Below are 1,479 nucleotides of genomic sequence, written 5' to 3' on the forward strand. Positions count from 1 at the left end.
CCAACTAGATTTTATTGGGGATCTACCCCAGATTTAAGGTCTTAAGACCTTATCTTTTCATTGAAATCAGCCAGAGATCCCTTTCTCCCTGAGCTGGTTTGCCACCAAACTCACTCGAGTTAGTGTGCCCTGTGAAGAATACATAACCATCCGCTCTTGAGAGCGAAAGGATTAGATCGTCCTCAGCACCTCCGATGGTCGTTGACTCCAGAAGACTGCCAGATGTATCTATCACAATTATCCAACCGTCCGTCTTTCCAGAACTACCCTTCACATCGTAATTGCTAGAGTTAGTATGCCCGGCGATCATAAAGTCTCCAGTATCGAGTTCAATAATCCCGCGCGCGGTCTCGGAATAGCTTCCACCGAAATTCTTGCTCCAGATCTCCTCGCCATTTTCTTCCAAAGCCAGTACCCAGAAGTCTCTTCCACCATACCCGCTTGAAAAGAGAGACTGACCGGCATCTTGCTCTCCGACAACAAATATCTGACCTTCGCTGGATACAATCCCGTCGTAGCCGCTCTCAAGCCATCTATCTCCATATTGCCTAAACCAGATCATTTCGCCGGAAGAATCAACTCTTAACAGTGATAGCTGGTTATCAACGTATTGACAGCTCACATTGCAATCTCTCTTTGAGAAGTAGCCTACCGAATATACAGACCCCTCATCATCTTGGAACAGCCGTCTCGGGCTGTCCTCACTCTGCGCGCCATCAAACAGCCACTGATCACGAAGGTTGCCATCTCGATCGATCTCGATTAGCCAATAATCCTCTCCCCAAATGTAGTTATCAACATCACCGTCGTTGGATCTAGTGTAACCTCCCACGACAAGGTTTCCATTTCCCGTATCTATCACATCGAATGCGTGATCCTGACTCCTGCCACCAAAGGACCTTTCCCAGAGAAGCTCTCCTTCGGCAGAAACACATATTACCCAGTAATCGCCAAAACCGTTGTTGAAAGAGACGTCTCCGTCAGATGATTCCGTTAGGCCCACTAGAATGAAGTTGCCATCGCCAGTTTGTGCGACGCCTTCAGCCATATCCCGCCTGGAACCTCCAAAAGAGTTCCACCAGAGAAGCTCAAGTTCATCGGTGAATTTCGCTATTAGAAAGTCTTCCTCCCCATTCTTGGAGAAGAATTCGCCCTCAGAAGAAGACGTGTAACCTGCAACAACTATCCCTCCATCATGCGTGACTATAATATCTTTACCCACGTCATCTCCAATACCCCCAAACGCTCTAGCAACAGCAGCCGGAACACTAGCATATGTCGCTAAAGAGAAAGCAACCAGGAAATACAGGAGTGCAATTGATTTGCTTTTCATTAGTCACAGCACCTTCCTCCGCCAAAGGCTACTTCAAATACCCTTGACAAATCTACTATCAGCGAGAGTTCAATAACTGTCATCTCCTCTTCATCTGTAAATCCCTTGTAGATTCCCGGATTGGTCTCGGCGAAAATCGTTACATC

General features: G+C 47.1%; 1 protein-coding gene. It reads right to left on the reverse strand.

The genetic code is table 11. The features are described 5' to 3' along the window. Nucleotides 1–49: 49 nt before the first annotated feature. On the reverse strand, nucleotides 50–1,333 hold the full coding sequence (locus RJ60_RS15195; RefSeq protein WP_103135289.1) for a hypothetical protein: 1,284 nt from the start codon (nucleotides 1,331–1,333) through the stop codon (nucleotides 50–52). Nucleotides 1,334–1,479: the final 146 nt, after the last annotated feature.

Origin of the sequence: Mesotoga sp. B105.6.4 (genome assembly GCF_002896535.1) — a bacterium.
In the GTDB taxonomy this organism is placed as follows: domain Bacteria; phylum Thermotogota; class Thermotogae; order Petrotogales; family Kosmotogaceae; genus Mesotoga.